Raw genomic sequence first — 17335 nt, 5'->3', positions numbered from 1 at the left:
AAATAAAACGAAAGCGAGTTTGGTATGAACAATAACAGCAAACAGGCGGTCAGTATTACCACTGATAATCTCGACTTTCCAGTGTGGGATGCCGACAGTCACTTATACGAAAGTGAAGAAGCATTTTTGCGCCACCTACCGAAAAAGTTTGCTAAAGATTTTCAGTTTATTGACATTAATGGCCGCAAAAAATTGGCGATTGCCGGGGTGATTACTGACTATATTCCCAATCCTGATTTTGCAGTAGTGGCTGCTCCTGGTGCGCACGAGAAGTGGTATCGCGGTCAAAATCATGATGGCCTAAGTATGCGTGAGCTCAGTGGTAAACCGTTGGCGCCGCCAGAGTTATGGCGCACAGGGAAGGGTAAATTAGCAGAGTTAGATCAGCAGGGTATTCACGCCTCAATGGTGTTTCCAACTCTTGCGTCGGTTGTTGAGGCGCGCCTAGGCCATAAGCCAGAATCCATTGCCGCGCTGTTTTCCTCGCTAAACAGCTGGGTAGAAGACGAGTGGGGTTTTGCCCGCAGTGAGCGTTTATACCCCGTCGCCATGATCAATCTGTCGGACGTCGATCTTGCTGTAAAAGAGTTAGATCTCGCACTGCTGCGCGGAGCGCGGGTGGTCGGTATTCGCCCGGCACCCGTGCCGGGGCCTTTAGGTGGCCGTTCGCCCGGTGATCGGGAGTTTGATCCCTTTTGGGCTAGGGTTAATGACGCCGGCATTTTTGTATGCCTGCACGCCTCAGACTCCGGCTACGACGATATGAGCCGCCGCTGGGAAGGTGGCGGCAAGGAGTGGATTCCTTTTGAGCCCACGCCGTTTAAGGCTTGCTTGGATGCGTTGGGCAGGGCTATTAGTGACACCTTGTCGGCCTTAATTTGCCATGGTGTGTTTGAGCGTTTCCCAAATGTGCGGGTAGCGTCTGTTGAAAATGGTGCCCACTGGCTGCCTGCGCTGTTGAAGCGTCTGGAGATGGTTTACGGACAAATGCCCAATAGCTTTAAGGAGCACCCGGTGGCGCAATTCCACAAGCATGTTTTTGTTGTGCCCTTTTACGAAGATAATATTCGTGAGTTGGCCGAATTAATTCCTGTAGAGCGGATATTATTTGGCAGTGATTTTCCTCATCCCGAGGGTTTGGCGCATCCCTTGGATTATGTCCGCGAGTTTGCAGTATTGCCAAAGTCGGACGTGAAGAAGGTGATGAGCGAGAATTTGCAGGGGCTGTTGCAAGGCGCGCGCAATTAGGTCTTGTTAGCACTTCTTGGTAGAGCTGGAGGATATTTTTTCCAGTGGGTGGGGCTCGCCAATCTCAAGAGAAGGTGTAAGTGGCGTTTAGGATAGTGCGTAATTAGGTTTTAGCTTGCAAAAGTAAAACTTACATCGGGGGCGCCGTTTCCGCACAGTTGAGTTCGCTATGAAGCATTGGGGCGTTCTCATGGAGACCCAGCTTACGGGGGCTAAGAATTGCAGCTTGTGCCCAGTGACTGGGCTGGCCTCGCTTGCAGCATAACCAAGGAATCGTTAGATCACCTCAAATTCCAATATGCCGTTGTCCATTACGACGGTGTCGCGCTCTATGCATATAACCCGGAAGTAGGCTTTGCCAGGCGATTCGTCATACCAAATTTCGGTGCGTAGCGTTTCTTCTGCAAATATCGGTGCCTTGTAGCGCAGTCCCATGTGTTTAAGGCGCTCTGCCTGATCTGCGCAGGCCATATGCAGCAGTGCACGACCGGCGACACCAAACGCGCAAACGCCACGTAGTGGTGGTTTTCCTTCCGCGCCTGGAACATTTTTAAGTGCGCCCACAAATTGCTCGCCGAGGTGGTAGCGGGTGTTGTCGCGGCTAGGGGTTAATAGGTCTAATTGTTGGTCTGGCTTGCGCTCTGCAGGGACTTTAACCGGTGCAGGAGTGTGGGTGGCACTACCGCCGAAGCCGCCGTTAGCTGTTAAGAATGTACCAATACGTACGGTGGCAACAGGGCTGTCGTCTTTGTCGCTGAGCACCCTTTGTTCATACATAAAAGCGCCCTTGCCAATGCCGCGATCATATACTTCCTCGACGTGGTAATTGGCGGTAAGAGTGGCGGCATTGGTAATTGGTTTGTGGATGGTGATGGACTCTTCGGCGTGCAGAGTTTTGCGCCAATCGATGCCAGTCTTGGGGTCCATGGTCCACATACTGCCTTCGTTTAGCACAATCGCCATCATCGGTAAGGCTTTGGGTTGGTGGTCGCTAATGTAGGTATGCTCTTCATTTTCAATGCCAGCGGTGGTGCCAGCGGCAATACCTAATGCATAGGCAATGCAGTCATCTTTGTCATATGTCTCAGTTAGCGACTCGAAGGGCCAGTTCATGACGGCCTCGTAATTGAGTTGCTGTGCTGTGCTCTGTTTATCTGCTGAGCTCATAGTGTTATGTCTCGATTGGAAGCGCGGGATGATCCACGGTGGAATATCGCTGCGCAGAACTGTTAGTATGATTGTGATAATAACTTATACTGTGTAAGTTTTAAAACTAATAATTTATTATTTATTCTTATATATTAAAGTAGTTGGCTTAATAGTGCTGATATTTGGGTGCTATATTTTGACTGATTATGTGTTGGTTATTGAATTTTCTAGGCATTGCTAATGCGCAATAAGCTGTCGGCGAGTAATTCTGGTTTAGCAATCATGATGTCGTGACAGCAGTCCACGCTCTCAACGCTGCTGACGCCCCCTAAATTGTTGATGAATTCACGCTGACGACTTGGGCTGATAGCGCGGTCCCGCTCTAGCAATATCCAATGTCGCGGACAGTGTGGCATGTTGGTTCGGCTTACTTGCTCGCGGGTGATGCGGGTTGTTTCTCGGCATAGGGTGGTCGCTAAAAAGCGCTTTTGTTGGTTCGTCATACCATTTCCAAATACCCAGCTGGCGAAGGCCTTTGGCAGTGGTGGCAAGGTTTTCAGGTACTTGGCAGCGAATTTTGCTATGGGTGCCATTGGGGGATCTAGAGATTCAACGACGCTGCGTCCCTCTTTGGGTATACAGCAGCTAATAAACACCATGCTGTGTAGATTGGCTTCATTTAGCTCTGCCGCAAGCGCGGGCATACTGATCCCTGCCATCGAGTGGCCGACTAGCATTAGCTTGCCCTGAAGTTTTGCCTCTCGAATTTGTTTGAGCATGCTGTTAACGCATTCAGCGATGCTTAGCGTGCTTAAGTCACCAGCTTCCCCATTGCGCCCAGGCAGGTTAACCGCCAGCAGGGGTGTTGAGCTTCGCTCTCTAAGCGCGAGTAGTGTCGGATCCCAGCAGCGGGCATCGTGCTGGCCGCCGTGAATAAAAACCATGGCATCTGCCATCATTGGTTTGTTATCTCCTCAAGAAATGCCAGTAATGCTTTGCTGGCCATGTCGTTGCGATCACCCGCCACCATGTGGCCGGCACCGGCGATGTCTATAAATTTGAGGTGGGGGATGTCGCGCTTGAGCTCATCTACGCTAGCCATGCTGACAATGGTGCTTAACTGGCCGCGAATCAATAAGCACGGTTGGCTGACTTTGGGGGAGGCCGATTTCATTAATGTGCTGAGTTCTGCGACTTTGTTTTGCCAGTCATCGTTTACAAATTGTGGATCCCAGTGCCAAATCCAGCGACCGTCCGAGCGCTTACGCAGCACACGGCTGAGGCCAGATTGGCTGGCTTGTCGCTGGCGATTGGGGTTGTGCTTGGCAATACTAGCTTCGGCATCGTCAAGGTTGGCAAAACCCTCGGGGTGGGCGCGCATAAAATCGACAATGCCTTGGGCGCCGGCAATTTCTATGGTTGGGCTGACGTCCACTAGCACCAGTGCGCGACATAATTCTGGGCGGTGTGCCGCCAGCAATAACGATAATGCGCCGCCAATAGAGGCGCCAACCAAGACCGATGGGCCAGGGATTTGTTCGCAGCAGGCGGCAATGTCTTCGAGCATTGACTCAAATTGGTAATCGCCATCGCTCGCCCAACCCGATTCGCCGTGACCGCGCAGGTCTATGCTAATAGCGCGATATCCTTGTGTTGCAAGGATTTGTGCAGTGCCCTGCCAAGACTGCCGAGTTTGGCCGCCGCCGTGCAAAAGAAGGACTGTGGGTGCGCTATCTGCCCCAAAACTGTCGGCCTTAAGCTTGATTTGGTTTTTCCCTAGCAGCTCTAGAGATTTGGGTGTGATGGTCGCGCTATTGGTCATTGCTGTTCCTGATCTCGTGCTATTCAGTATCCAACCGCTAATTTTAAAAAAGACGATATATCACTTATATGATTTAGTAAGCCAGATAATAATTGGTGTTTATGCAATATTAAAAGCTGTAAATTACAGTTGAATTCGATCTTGTGCTGTAAGGTTTATTGCTAAAATAAATGACTATGTGTTAGTTTATGGTATTCATATATAGCTAAACAGTCAATGCTATGGAGGCAGTGTGCGTGAAGCGGTGATAGTGGCAACAGCTCGAACTCCGATTACCAAGGCTTACAAAGGAGCATTTAATAACAGTAAATCACCGAGTATTGCCGCGGCGGCGATACGTGCTGCGGTGACACGCGCGGGCTTGCTTGGCGATGAAGTCGAAGACCTCATAATGGGGTGTGTGCTTACTGCAGGCACCCAAGGCTTGAATGTGGCGAGGGCCTCTACCTTGGCTGCTGGCCTGCCGGTAACAGTGCCTTCGCAAACGATTGATCGCCAGTGTTCGTCGGGCTTGATGGCTATTGCCATTGCGTCGCGGCAGGTTATGGTTGATGGCATGAACGTGGTGGTAGCTGGCGGAGTAGAAAATGTGTCGGCCATGAATGCGCCTTATTTTAAATGGGCGCGTGAAGAGCGTGATCCTGCGGTGCTCACGTTTCATGAGCATGCATATATGCCTATGCTGGAAACTGCTGAATATGTTGCTAAAAAATATCAGGTCAGTCGTGCTCAGCAAGATGCTTTTGCTTTGGAGTCGCAAATGCGGATGGCCGCCGCACAGACTGAAGGGCGCTTTGATCAGGAAATTATTCCTGTCACCGTTAATCAAGCCTTCAAGGACAAAGACAGTGGTGAGGTCAGCTATCGTGAAGTGACAGTCGATCGTGATGAGGGCTGCCGGCCAAGCACTACCTTGGCGGGATTAGAATCTTTGCAGGCGGTTATTGAGGGTGGCTGCGTTACGGCGGGTAACGCGAGTCAGCTGTCTGACGGCGCCTCTGCCTGTGTGGTAATGGAAGCGGCTGAGGCCAGTCGTCGCGGCTTGGCACCCTTAGGTCGCTATGTGGGAATGGCCGTTATGGGCAATGCACCTGAGGAAATGGGTATTGGGCCAATTTACGCGATCCCGAAATTACTTGCCCGTCACGGGCTGAGTATTGATGACATTGGTCTGTGGGAACTAAATGAAGCCTTTGCCGTGCAATGTCTGTACTGCCGAGACGCCTTGGGCATTGACCCAGCGCGATACAATGTCAATGGCGGTGCTATTGCGATGGGACACCCCTATGGCATGAGTGGCGCGCGTATGGTTGGTCACGCGCTAATAGAAGGTCGTCGCCGCGGAGTGAAGTATGTCGTCGTGTCGATGTGTGTCGGCGGCGGTATGGGTGCTGCCGGTTTGTTTGAAGTATTTGCCTGAGGTTGATTAACAATGAGTGATGAATTCGCACCGGCGCTACTGACAATTAACGGCGCAATTGCTGAGGTTCGCCTTAATCGACCTAAAGCGCTGAATGCCATCAATGTTGAAATGGCGATTGCACTGCGGGATATTTTTGCAGAGTTGGCTCAAAACACGGAGGTTCGCGCTGTTATTCTGCGTGGCGAAGGCCGAGTGTTTATGGCCGGTGGCGATCTAAATTATTTTAGAGAAGCGAGCGATAAGCACGCCGCAGCCGTCGCGTTAATTGAGCCTATTCATGAAGCGGTGAGTTTGATGGCCAGTCTGCCGCAAATAGTGATTGCCTGTTTGCATGGTGCGGTAGCGGGTGCTGGTATGAGCTTGGCTATGGCTGCAGACCTTGCAGTGGCGGAGCAGGGTACCGTCTTTAATATGGCTTACGCGAAAGTTGGCAATAGCCCTGATTGTTCCGGTTCGTGGTCGCTGCCCCGTTTAGTTGGTGTTCGTCGGGCTTTGGAGATTGCCTTGCTGTCTGACGATCTAAGTGCTGAACAGGCGTCGGATTTAGGTTTGATTAATAGACTCGCCGATAAGCAAGAGCACGACGTTGAGGCGAGAAAACTCGCTGAGCGGATCGTCGCTAGTTCGCCTGCTGCGATGACAAATATAAAAAAATTAATGCGTCAAAGTCATGATAATAATCTCTCACAGCAGTTAAATGCAGAGGCTGAGGCGTTTGCCACTACCGCCGCAGGTGAGAATTTTAGTGAGGCACTTGAGGCATTTTTTGAACGGCGTAAGCCTGTGTTTCGCGGTCTTTAATGCGTTAAAGGTGTTTGATAGTAGTGATCTTCTGGTGAACCAAGCACAACTGTTTGTTTTGTGAGTAGGGTCGCGGTAAAGGATTATGCGTGTGATCGACAGTAAGATGGTGAAACATAGCATCCCCGCTGACGGAGCAGTTTTGAATGTGTTTGAGTTAGCTGCGCAGCCGAATAGCCCCGTTATGTTATTTGTGCACGGCTATCGAGCTAATGCCCATTGGTGGGACGAAGTCGTGACTGCGTTTGCAGGGAATTATCGTATTATTGTGCCTGAGTTTTCTGGAATGGGGCAGAGTACGTGGCGAGATAGCTACGACCAGCGTCAGGGGACCCGCGATTTAATTGCGGTTATACAGGCGCTCGATTTAGTGGTAGATGTTGCTGTGGCCCATAGCTGGGGTGGTCATCAAACAGTTGGCTTATGCCGCGAATACCCCGAGCGTATTCGACAGCTTGTTTTAGTTGACAGTTTTTTTATGGTTGGCCCTGATTACGATATTCCAGCTGGCGCTGCTATTGGTAATACGCGAGTTTATGTTAATAAAGATGAGGCAATCTTACGTTTTCGGACTTCCCCGCGTCAGCCTATTCCTGAGCGTCGGCGCACAGCGCTGGCGGCGGCATCGCTTTGCGAGGTTGAAGGTGGGTGGTCGTGGGCCTACGATCCTAAATTGCCGCTATTAGATCCAAGTGATGACGATGAAGAATTACTCAGGGATTTGTCAATTCCTTGCGATTTTATTTTGGCTGGCTTGGGTGGCGTGGTGAGTCTTGAGCGCGCGCAAGCCACTGCCCAGTTATCGCGCTGTCGCTCGTTGATTGTTTTTGAAGATGCCCATCATCACCTGATGTTGGAGTGCCCTGAACGTCTTGCGGAATGTGTCCGCGGTTTAATTTTAGATTGAATTAGTTTGCATAGGATGGCTAGGTGTGAATTTAGATAAAAATAACCACGCTGTGGAAAAAAATGGTTTGTCTGATCGTTACAAGCAAATGTTGTCTATCGGCGTTTTCGCCGCGTTATTAATTGTCATCTATTTGGCTTGGTCAATATGGTGGACTAAGGTGGGTAGTCTTTCGGAATCGACAAAAAACGCATATGTTGAAGGCTATCATGTTGCAATTACCTCTGAAATTCACGGCAGAATCGCCTCGCTAAATATTTTAGAAATGCAGCGCGTGGAGGCGGGACAGTTATTGCTGAGTCTAGACGATGCTGATACTGAAATTGCTTTGGCCTTAGCTGAGTCAGCGCTGCGAGAGGCGGTGCGCAATAGCAAGCAGCAGAATTTCAATGCCAGTTACGATCAGGTTCAGGTCGAAATTAGTAAGTTGCGTCGCAAGTTGGCTGAGTTGAATTTAACGCGCCGAGAGCCATTGCTAGGTAAGTCAGTGACCCAGGAGCAGATTGACCAATCTCGGGTCGATTTAGAATTGGCGGAGGCTGAGCATCGCGCTGCCAAACTAAGGTCATTGTCGAGTCAAGTGTATGCGGGGCATGAAGATATTAAAGCTTCGCCAGCGGTTCTCGCCGCGCGTGCAAAGGTCATTGAGGCGTGGCTGGCGCACCAGCGCACTAGAATTTACGCGCCTATTGCGGGTGATGTGGTAATGATGTCGGCCCAGCCTGGCCAGGGTGTGATTGCAAATACGCCACTGATGCAGATTATTCCGCAAAATACAATGTGGATTGAGGCGAACTTCAAAGAGAGTCAGTTGGCGACACTAAGAGTGAATCAGCCAGTTGAAGTAATAGCTGATATTTATGGTGATGAGCATATTTATACCGGTCGTATCAGTGGTTTTAGCGCCGGCACAGGCGCGGTATTTTCCTTGCTTCCGCCCCAAAACGCTGTGGGTAATTGGGTGAAAGTAGTGCAGCGCCTACCAGTTAGAATCGATTTAGATCCCGAGCAATTGCAAGCTTACCCCTTAAAGATTGGTTTATCTGCAGCGGTAAAAGTCGATACCTCAAACCGCAGTGGTAGCCCCCTCGGCAGTGCATTGCATCGGCCAGAGCTGCGAGAAACTTCGCGCTGGTCATTGTTAGAGGGGCAGGCGGAAGCGGACAAAATTATTTCAGAAGAGTTGGCGCGGTGAGCTCGCCAATGACTGAAGAGCCTACTTACCCGCCCTTAGAGGGTATGCCCTTACTACTAATGAGCATCGGTGTGACGCTGGCCGTGTTTATGGAGGTACTAGATATCACGATAGTGAATACCTCGGTGCCGGCGGTGTCGGGTAGTTTAGGCGTTAGTATTAACGAAGGTTTATTAGTTATTAGTGCTTACGCATTGGGTTCGGCCGTTGTGCAACCGCTAACTGGCTGGCTGACTCGTCGCTTTGGCGAGGTGCGGGTGTTTCTTGTCTCCACCATGCTTTTTACGGCGATGTCGGCACTGTGTGGCTTTGCTGGTTCGCTAATGGGGTTGGTCGTATTTCGATTCTTGCAGGGCTTGGTGTCTGGGCCTTTGCTCGGCTTATCGCAGTCCTTATTATTGAGTAATTGCCCTGAACGACTTCGCGGTATTGCCCTTGGTGTTTGGTCAATGACGGTATTAGGCGCGCCGGTTATTGGGCCCATCTTAGGAGGGTGGATTAGCGATAATTTTTCATGGCGTTGGATATTTTTTATTAATGTCCCGCTAGGATTAATTTCAATTGGTACGAGCTGGTTCGCATTAAAGGACCGAGAATCTCGGGTTTTAAAAGTGCCGGTGGACTATGTTGGTTTACTGTTCTTAGCTGTGGGTATTGCTTGTCTGCAGTTCATGCTGGATCACGGTCAGCAACATGATTGGTTTCAGTCTGCACTTATTCGAAATTTGGCTATGGGCGGTGTTGTTGCCGCTGTTTGTTTTTTACTTTGGGAGCGCTTTGAGCGACATCGAATTATCGATTTTTCGCTATTTAAAGAAAGAAATTACAGCTTAGCCGTTGCGATGGTTTTCATTGGCACTGTAATTACCTGTGTGGTGGTAATTCTGACGCCACTGTGGCTACAACAGGTAGCTTCTTACAGTGCGACTCAAGCGGGTTTGGCTTCCGCAGGATACGGAATAGGTGGTGGACTGGCTGCGTTGGTGCTGGGGGCATTTTTACATCGAATGCCCCTTCGAAGCTCCATGGCAATATTTTCATTGCTTAATGGGGTGGTGTTAGTTTGGATTGGGAGCATTCCTTATACGGCTTCTTTTGATCAGCAGTTTTGGCCACGTGCTGTATTTGGAGTGGTAAATACCTTATTTTATTTATTGCTGTTTGATGTGGTTACCAAATCGGTAAGGCCAGACCAGCTAACATCGGGAACCAGTGTGTCGGGCTTTTTTCGTGTTTTTGGGATAAGCGCCGGCGCTGCGATTACGGCCACCGTGTGGACCCATCGCAGTGATATGCATAATTTCTTCTTGGCGGATCGGCTGAATAACCAAAGTCTTGAAAACCTAGGTGCAAGCGCTACACAGATTGCTGAATTCTGTATGTCGTGCGTGTCAAGTGAAGTGCTGTCTGGAATGGTAAAAATCCAGTCTGGGGGGATTGCCCATGGCGATGTTTGTTGGTTGGGGGCACTTGGCTTTTTTATTATCACTCCGCTGTGTCTATTATTTAAAGAGCCCGAATTTGTAAATGAAGGTAATGCTGTAATGGTGCACTAAACGCGATTCAACGTTGGGCCTTATCGTTCAAATATTGTATGAGGGAGTTTCTATGCAGCAGTTAAGCCCTATTGACGCTTTGATGTTATATATCGAATCGCCTAATGCGCCAAATCAACTAAACCCATTGATTATTTATGAGCCTTCCTCGACGGAAACCGGCGTAGTTCGATTTAAAGCTATTCTCGACAATATAGAGTCGCGACTGCATTTGGCGCCGAGTTTTCGTCGCAAACTAATATTTCCGCCGTTGAGTTTGGATGATCCATATTGGGTCGATGATGAGCATTTCGATTTAGAGTTTCACGTGCGTCACATCGCATTACCCAAGCCGGGAGATTGGCGCCAGTTCTGTATATTAATCTCACGCTTGATCGCCCAGCGAGTAGATCTGAGCCGCCCGCCGTGGGAAATAATTGTTATTGAAGGTTTGGATAACATCGAAGGCCTTCCGCCAGGTTCCTTTGCTGTACTTTACAAAATTCACCACGCCTGTATGGATGGTGTTTCTGGTGCTGAATTATTGTCGGTATTGCAAGATTTAAGCCCAGAATCGACAGGTGGTCGGCTTGCGCCGCCATGGCAGGCTGAGTCTGCGCCAGGTCAATATTCATTGCTTTATCGTGCGGGCAAGAAAATGCTTACTCGCCCAACACATACTTTTGAGGTGTTGCGCAAAATTTTTCCCGCGCTGCGTGCCGGCAAGTCGATCGAAAAGCGCAGTAGTTCGGGGCTGCGGGTGCCGCACACGCGCTTTAATCAAACGCCATCACCTTATAGGGTGTTTGATGCCTGCTTTTTTCCATTGAGTGATATTAAAAAAATTCGGTCTCTGGTTGAAGGTGCCACGGTCAATGACGTCGCGTTGGCTATTGTTTCTGGAGGACTGCGGCGCTATTTACTTGCAAAAAATGAATTGCCCGATGGCTCCTTGGTTGCCGGTGTGCCGGTATCTACTCGCAGTGCTGGCAGCGCTGGTGGGAATGAAATAAGCGCGCAGACGACAAAATTATTTACTGAGCTTGAGAACCCGCAACAGCGGCTTCAGGCAATTTGTAGCGCGATGTTTGATAACAAGGCCTATTTGAATGCAGTTGGTGCCAAAGAGTTGGCCAGTTTGTCGACGGTGATGCCAGGGCAAATTCTGGCGTATATGGCGAAAACGGCGTTGTCGGTATCTCAAAAAATGGGGCGCGATTTACTGTGTAATACCATTGTTACCAATGTTCCAGGTGCGCAAGTTCCCTTGTATTTTACCGGTGCAAAAGCGGTGAAAATGTTTGGCGGTGGGCCGATTTTACTGAATATATCCTTAACTCATGTCATCAGCAGTTATTGCGGCGAGATGGCCGTTAATGTTACTGCGTGTCGGAAAATTATGCCGGATCCGGCGTTTTACTCTGAATGTATTCGAGAGTCCTATCAGGAGTTGTTGGACGCGGTGTCCATGTAAGAGTTGTCTTAAATTTGTGGGTGGCTTGCTATGTAGCAAACTACCCACAGATGAATTTATAACGGAATAACAAGTACGGGAATGGGTAAGGTTGCGCCTAAAGCCGGCGCTAATATTGTGCCGCCGCTTAACAAATAGTTTGGCAGCGCCGTGGGATCTGTGGTGAGGATGTCAACCGGAGGGATAAGGTCCTGAAGTATAGGAAGTCCAGTTGTGGTGCCTAAGTTTAATAAGGTTTGTGGGTTGGTCAATACTGAGCTACCCAAACTTGTAAGCGCGCTTAGAGAGCTGAGCGGTGAGTTGCTAAGGAATTGAACTGGAAAGGTATTAAGTACTAACGAATCAAGAGATAGGGTGCCATTTTCGAAGCCAGCCAGAAGGTTGCCAATTACAGGAACCTGAGCATGTGAGCTTATAGAAATAGCGAGCAGGGTAGTGCTGACAAGGCCGAACTTTTTAATGCTCATATTATTTTATCCATTATTAGTTGAGATGTTATTAGAGTAGGTGTCAACTACTTATAAATAATAAACTATCAGTTTTTGTATTATGTATCAATAAGCCCAGAATGCCTTGTTTGTAAATTGTGATGTAGCGCGCGCTGGGAAGTTATTTGAGTTTAACTGAATTCAGTTATCTTGAGCTGTATTGGCGGATTATAGAATTGTAGCGCGGCATGTCGGAATGTTTGAATATATATAAAATGATTTTTATTCGTTATTAATATAATAAGTGAAGTTAGAAATGTTTTCTTCTTGTTGTGGGGTGAGTTTGCTGATTTCATGTTTTTATATGAAGAAAATACAACGAGTATACGATGATAATCGAGCCTATTCTAATCTATAAATCACTGTGTAATTGATTGAGAAATGACGGTTAATCAGTTATATTTTAGGTAATAAAGATTGAGGCTTAGTAGGCAGTCCGGTTTGTAAATAAGGCATTCAAATTTAAAGAGAAATAATATGGAAGTTCAATTAAGCGCTATTACTGGGCCAAATCCGAATAGTGATGTTATCGATTGTTTTGAACCAGCAACGCGTGCCGTTCTAGGTCAAGTCCGAGTAGATTCTGAGAATGATGTTAAAGAGGTTGTAGCACGGGCGCGCAAGGCGCAGAGTGAATGGAAGCACTCTAGTTTTGCTCAGCGGCGCAAAGTTCTTGAAAATATCCTAGATTATATTCTTGAACACAGCGATGAAATTTGTGAGATGGTGGCTAGGGATGCTGGCAAGACTCGTGAAAATGCCTTGCTGGGTGAAGTGCTACCCGCCTGTGAAAAAATTCGCTGGACTGTCAAAAATGGCGAGCGCTATCTTCGTGACGAGAAAGTCTCATCTGGATTTATGCTGCATAAAAATGCCCGCATTGAATACCATCCCAGAGGCGTTATCGGCGGAATCATTCCGTGGAATTATCCCTTTCAGAATATGATGATGCCCGTGGTTCCCGCATTGTTCGCTGGTAATGCTGTCGTGTTGAAACCAAGCGAGTGGGTGGCTTGGTCTAGCCAGCAATTTGTAAAGATTTTTCACGATGCCTTGAAGGCGGCAGGTGCGCCGATTGATCTTATTCAGATTGTCCAAGGTTTTGGTGCAACCGGCAACGCCTTGGTGCGCTCGGTCGATGGCATTATTTATATCGGTTCGTGTGGTAATGGGCGCCGAGTCATAGAGGCGAGTGCGGAGCGCATAATTCCAGTAACGATGGAACTTGGTGGCAAGGACGCGTTTATTGTCTGTGAGGATGCCAATATCGATCAGGCGCTATATGCGGCTATTACCGGAACCTTTCTTAACAGCGGTCAAAACTGTATCGCTTCTGAGCGTATATTGGTTCACGACAAAATTTATAAACAATTTGAATCCTTGGCGACTGAGACCGTAAACGCGTTTCAGCAGAGTAATCCGCTCGGTGGTGCTCGGCCGGATATGGGGGCTATGAATACACCTATTCAGTTAGCGCTCGTTGAAAAATTGGTGAATGATTCGATAGCTGCAGGCGCGCGATTGGTTACTGGCGGTAAGCGTGTTTTGACCGAGCAGGGTGAGTATTATGCGCCAACGATTCTTGCCGATGTCGATCCCTCAATGCCAATAATGCAGGAAGAAACCTTCGGGCCAGTCTTGGTGTTATGTCGTTTTCATAGCGATGATGAAGCAGTGGAAATTGCCAATAGCACGCCTTTTGGACTTTCAAACAGTGTGTTTTCCGGTAGCAAGGCGCGGGCTAATTCGATTGCACGTCGCGTAGAATCGGGTATGTGCTCTATAAATGAATTGGGTGGAATGACCTATTTCGTTGGTGACTTACCTTTTGGCGGAGTAAAGCAGTCCGGCTTTGGTCGCATCGGTGGGCGGGATGGATTGCGCTCGCTGTGTCACGCTAAGGCAGTATTAGATGAACGGATTCGGCTTCCGTTTGCATTTAGTATGCTACCCAATAACCCCAATAGTTATGAAACCGCTAGTGCGGCTATTCGCACTGTCTATAGCAGAAAAGCGGGAGATAAATTTAGCGGTTTAAAAGACCTAATGCGCTTGCGCCGGTCGAAAAGTAAAGACAGTTAAATATGGTAACTGGAAGGGGTAGCGGCCGAATACGGCCGCTACCTGTTTTGCTTAATTAGATATGCTTTACATAAAATCGATTCTTAACAATTTACGAGAAATTCCTAATCAAAATAAGTGGTGTGCATAGGGCAAGCCAGTAGCAGCTATTCCATACTAGAATCCAGCAAAATACTTTTGCTATTGGCCGGTCATTTAGATTCTTTTTGCTGAAAACTTCCTCAATATGGAGTTGACCTTTGGCGTTGCGGTAGTGCTGTAAAAAAGCCAGTAAAACTGCAAACATGGCAAAGGGAATACCGGGGTAAAGTAGCGGCATAGTACCGGCTTCGGTACGCAGCGCTGGACCGATGGTGTCGGTGTAAGTCCAAAGTCCAGCCTTAGCGACGGCGAGGTACTCGGTAACGACATTGAAACCATATAGCGTTGGCCCGGCGACCATTGCGCAAACAATAAGTAATTGCAGGGGGCGATCAGCGCATTTTACTCTGCTCAGAAATGCTGAAATACAGGTGAACGCCGCCCACATAAAGACTGGGTAGGCAGCAATGTTGAACCAGGGTTTGTTTTCGATAGTCCACAGGGTTTTCCCCCAGGGCATCATGTGGAAGTCACTATTCCAGATTAAAAATGCCCCCCAATCGGCGTAAAATTCTTGCCAAAATAAGCTGCCGCCACAGATAAAAAATAATAAGTGGCGACTTAGTTTAGCGCTGCGGTGTGAATCGTAAATGCTGTAGCTAAGTAAGAGTAGCGCCGCAGTAATCCAAAAGAGTTCAAAATGGCTGGTAGACATTTATTTTTATCCTTATTTTGGCAAACGGACGTAGTCACGTTTGCCAACGAGTTATCTACTCAATTAGAAATTCCATTGCAGCGCAAGGCTGTAGTTAGTCGGTGGTGCCAGTGCCTCTAGGCGACCAAAATCATTGGGAAATTGCGAATAGGCGTAGACGGCGTCATTAAGGTTCTTTCCTGAGGCGGTTATCCGTAGATCCCATTCTTCAATCAAGAAGCTGGCGCGGGCATTAATTAAGTAGTATTCCTCTTCAAAAAATAAGGTATTTTGCGCCTGATAGGGATAGCCAGAGTTGTAATAGCCATCAACTGTCACTTCAAGTGGCCCCGGTTTGAACATAAATGTTTTGCTTATTGCCATCGTGGCGGTGTATTCGGGAGTGCGCACCATGCGATTTCCGGTAAAGTCTTGTCCACCGACGAATATGCCAGTTTCTTCATCGAATCCGGAGCCATTTTTATAGTCGGTATAAATAGCGTCTAGATAGGCGCCGCTTAGAGAGAAAACCAAGTCGTCTACTAAGCTGGGGAAAACCAATATCTTTGAATCAAAATCAATGCCGCGAATGCGGGCTGCGCCGGCATTTTCAAAGGTGACTGCGCCACCGTTTAGTAACGATGAAAATTGTACTTGGATATTCTCAATTTCAGTTTGGAATATGGCACCGTTAAGAGTAAATCCATTGCTGTTGGAATACTTCGCGCCTAGCTCGTAGGCTACAACATCTTCTGGTTCTGCATAGTCGATGTCGTCGGTGACATTAATAGTGTTGAATGTTCCGCTTTTGTAGCCCTCTTGCCAGCTCAAATAGATCATGAGTGCATCGCTGGGATAGAAGTTCAAAGCGACCTTGGGCGAGAAGTTGGTGGACTCCACCGATGTGTCTCCAACACCGTCATTGGCCCAGTCAAACAAAGTTGTTTCTGAGTCATTTCCACTGAGTATTTGTGTACTTGATTTCAGCACGATACGCTCTTCTTCTTGATATCGTCCCCCCAGTGTTAACTCTGCCCAATCCGTTAGTTTAAATGTGGTTTGCAGGAAGGCGGCGGATGATTCAGTTGAGAGCAAGCCGTGAAGACCTAAGTTGACTCCGCCGGTAAGTGGTACGGAATTGAGTAGGTTCGATAGTGGTGCGGGAAGTAGGGCTAGTACGTCGCTAATGGGTATGCCGAGTACGTCGCCTTGTTCACCGCCAAATAGTGAAAATTTCGGATCTAAGCCGGCTACGCTATCGATGTAGTAGAATCCACCTATCCACTCAAGCCAACTTGATCCCCAACTGTCTTCATTAGAAATAAATTGCAATTCGGCAGTTTTAACGTCTGAAAATGTTGGTGAGCCAAAAGCTATAATTGGTGCGTTGGTACCGTCAAAATCCGTAAGGCTTTTAGGGTTATTTAAGGACTGCTTACTAAGTATTAGCTTGCTATCAAAGTAGTTTAGACGGAAGTTTGCCTCGGCAAAGTAAACCTCGTTGTCGATATCGAAATTGATTGGCGCGTCTACGGATGCGGTGTGGTTGCGTGCTTGCTTTTCGCCACCTAGCGATGCGGTGAGGGACGATGGGTTGGTATTTGGCGCCAAAGCGGTATTGAAACCGGATTGGTCAATACGAACTGCGGCGAGAAGAATATCGAAATTGTCGTAAGCCAGCATGGTTTTTAGGCGGTAGCCTTTGGCCACTTCTTCAGGGATACCTTGTTGAATAGAGTCTGAATCAAAAGTGTAGTAGTTGTCAGACAGATTATGAAAAACAGCAAGGGTAGTAGCCCAGTGATCGGTAATGGGGATGTTAATAAGCCCGCTGGCTTTTTTGGTGTCGAAGCTGCCGTAGCTGGCTTCGATCGAACCGTAAAACTCCTCTATATTTGGCTTTTCTGTGGTGATACTTATGGCACCACCGGTGGTGTTGCGGCCAAACAGCGTACCTTGGGGTCCTTTTAGGACTTCGATTCGCTCTACGCGTCCGAATGACTGCGCAAGACCACTAGAAAAGGGATAGTAAACGCCGTCGATGTAGGTGGCGACACTGGGGTCTGCCATAAGAAATGCGTCGGTGCCGACACCACGTAAATATACTATAGAGAAGCCGGTGGCGGAATTGTAGGTTAGACCTGGGGTGATGGCTTGCAGGTCGGTTGGGTCGTCAACCCCCATTGCTGCCAGCATATCGCCGCTAAACGCGGCTACTGAAATCGGCACATCCTGTAAATTTTCTGCCCGTTTGGTGGCCGTGACCACCACCTCTTCTAGCATCCGGTTGCGACTTTGCCGTTCTGCTGGCGCTTTTTCTTGGGCGTTTGCAGATGTTTGACAGAAAATGGCGAGCATAGCTGCAGGAAGCAATCTTGCGACGGTATTATTTCTCATATGGAGATGATGAAATGTATATTTGTTAGTCATAGTAAT

The 17335-nt window shown here is 48.3% G+C and carries 14 protein-coding genes; 8 read left to right on the top strand and 6 right to left on the bottom strand.

Translation table 11 applies throughout. The annotated features are described in order from the left end of the window. Positions 1–24: 24 nt before the first annotated feature. On the top strand, positions 25–1248 hold the full coding sequence (locus C0068_RS00595) for an amidohydrolase family protein (protein WP_103682552.1): 1224 nt from the start codon (positions 25–27) through the stop codon (positions 1246–1248). 276 nt (positions 1249–1524) lie between these two features. On the opposite strand, the gene C0068_RS00590 is transcribed toward C0068_RS00595, so the two are convergent. From C0068_RS00590 to C0068_RS00580, 3 genes are all read right to left on the bottom strand, one after another. Beyond that, a complete protein-coding gene (locus tag C0068_RS00590; protein WP_103682551.1) occupies positions 1525–2415 on the bottom strand; it encodes an FAS1-like dehydratase domain-containing protein in 891 nt (296 codons plus the stop codon). A gap of 209 nt (positions 2416–2624) precedes the next feature. Further along, complete coding sequence (locus C0068_RS00585; RefSeq protein ID WP_103682550.1) at positions 2625–3356, bottom strand: alpha/beta fold hydrolase; 732 nt, start codon at positions 3354–3356, stop codon at positions 2625–2627. Next, the gene (locus C0068_RS00580; RefSeq protein ID WP_103682549.1) at positions 3353–4219 is read right to left on the bottom strand and encodes an alpha/beta fold hydrolase; all 867 of its coding nucleotides are present in this window, start codon (positions 4217–4219) and stop codon (positions 3353–3355) included. Before C0068_RS00580 ends, C0068_RS00585 begins: the two co-directional genes overlap by 4 nt. Positions 4220–4451: 232 nt before the next feature. Between C0068_RS00580 and C0068_RS00575 the strand changes: the two genes are divergently transcribed. The 6 genes from C0068_RS00575 to C0068_RS00550 all read left to right on the top strand — a co-directional run bounded on the left by C0068_RS00575 (position 4452) and on the right by C0068_RS00550 (position 11554). Next, positions 4452–5639 carry an acetyl-CoA C-acyltransferase gene (locus C0068_RS00575; protein WP_103682548.1) on the top strand — a complete coding sequence of 396 codons (1188 nt, stop codon included), beginning with the start codon at positions 4452–4454 and terminating at the stop codon, positions 5637–5639. Positions 5640–5651: 12 nt separating this feature from the next. Beyond that, positions 5652–6443, top strand: a complete 792-nt coding sequence (locus C0068_RS00570) for an enoyl-CoA hydratase/isomerase family protein (protein WP_103682547.1) — start codon at positions 5652–5654, stop codon at positions 6441–6443. Positions 6444–6534: 91 nt separating this feature from the next. Beyond that, entirely contained in the window at positions 6535–7350 is an 816-nt protein-coding gene (locus C0068_RS00565) for an alpha/beta fold hydrolase (protein ID WP_158249883.1), read from the top strand. Between the two features lie 25 nt (positions 7351–7375). Then, positions 7376–8545, top strand: a complete 1170-nt coding sequence (locus C0068_RS00560) for an HlyD family secretion protein (protein ID WP_103682545.1) — start codon at positions 7376–7378, stop codon at positions 8543–8545. Positions 8546–8553: 8 nt separating this feature from the next. After that, positions 8554–10101: a DHA2 family efflux MFS transporter permease subunit gene (locus C0068_RS00555; RefSeq protein ID WP_103682544.1), complete on the top strand. Its 1548-nt coding sequence runs from the start codon at positions 8554–8556 to the stop codon at positions 10099–10101. Positions 10102–10153: 52 nt separating this feature from the next. Further along, positions 10154–11554 (top strand): WS/DGAT/MGAT family O-acyltransferase, encoded by a 1401-nt coding sequence (locus C0068_RS00550; protein WP_103682543.1) that lies wholly within the window; start codon positions 10154–10156, stop codon positions 11552–11554. 56 nt (positions 11555–11610) lie between these two features. On the opposite strand, the gene C0068_RS00545 is transcribed toward C0068_RS00550, so the two are convergent. After that, on the bottom strand, positions 11611–12021 hold the full coding sequence (locus C0068_RS00545; RefSeq protein WP_103682542.1) for a hypothetical protein: 411 nt from the start codon (positions 12019–12021) through the stop codon (positions 11611–11613). A 498-nt stretch (positions 12022–12519) separates the two neighbouring features. Here C0068_RS00545 and C0068_RS00540 point away from each other — a divergent pair, with 498 nt between their 5' ends. Further along, complete coding sequence (locus C0068_RS00540; RefSeq protein ID WP_103682541.1) at positions 12520–14124, top strand: aldehyde dehydrogenase family protein; 1605 nt, start codon at positions 12520–12522, stop codon at positions 14122–14124. A 91-nt stretch (positions 14125–14215) separates the two neighbouring features. On the opposite strand, the gene C0068_RS00535 is transcribed toward C0068_RS00540, so the two are convergent. Together C0068_RS00535 and C0068_RS00530 are read right to left on the bottom strand one after the other, a co-directional pair. Then, the gene (locus tag C0068_RS00535; RefSeq protein WP_103682540.1) at positions 14216–14920 is read right to left on the bottom strand and encodes a spirocyclase AveC family protein; all 705 of its coding nucleotides are present in this window, start codon (positions 14918–14920) and stop codon (positions 14216–14218) included. Positions 14921–14983: 63 nt separating this feature from the next. Further along, on the bottom strand, positions 14984–17329 hold the full coding sequence (locus C0068_RS00530) for a TonB-dependent receptor (protein WP_103682539.1): 2346 nt from the start codon (positions 17327–17329) through the stop codon (positions 14984–14986). Positions 17330–17335 lie beyond the last annotated feature (6 nt).

It is taken from the genome of Zhongshania marina (assembly GCF_002915595.1).
GTDB lineage: Bacteria > Pseudomonadota > Gammaproteobacteria > Pseudomonadales > Spongiibacteraceae > Spongiibacter > Spongiibacter marinus_B.
The sequence above is the reverse complement of the archived record's forward strand: the minus strand, read 5'-3'. Positions and strand labels throughout refer to the sequence as shown.